This window comes from Mesorhizobium sp. M7A.F.Ca.CA.004.06.1.1 (genome assembly GCF_003999135.1).
In the GTDB taxonomy this organism is placed as follows: Bacteria; Pseudomonadota; Alphaproteobacteria; order Rhizobiales; family Rhizobiaceae; genus Mesorhizobium.
On record NZ_RZPQ01001446.1, the window covers coordinates 1 to 459 of the forward strand.

Below are 459 nucleotides of genomic sequence, written 5' to 3' on the forward strand. Positions count from 1 at the left end.
GTTGGAGCCGGTCAGGTCGGCGGCTCCGCCGACCTGACCGGCTCCAACAACACCAAGACCAGCCAGACCAAGAACATCACCTCGGACGACTATGGCCAGCGCTATGTCCACTACGGCATCCGGGAGCACGGCATGGCGGCTGCGATCAACGGCCTGACGCTGCATGGCGGCCTCATCGCCTATGGCGGCACCTTCATGTGCTTTTCCGACTATGCCCGGCCGTCGATGCGGCTGGCATCGCTGATGGGCATCCGCTCGATCTTCGTCATGACCCATGATTCCATCGGTCTGGGCGAAGACGGCCCGACCCACCAGCCGGTCGAGCATCTGGCCGCATTGCGCGCCATTCCCAACCACAATGTCTTCCGCCCGGCCGACGCCGTCGAAACCGCCGAATGCTGGCAGATCGCCCTTGAGTCGGAAAAGACGCCGTCGACGTTGGCGCTGACACGCCAGAAC

At 64.1% G+C, this 459-nt stretch carries 1 pseudogene; it reads left to right on the forward strand.

Going from position 1 to position 459, the window contains the following annotated elements:
- A pseudogene (locus tag EN906_RS36860) lies at positions 1-459 on the forward strand (transketolase); the annotation flags it as partial.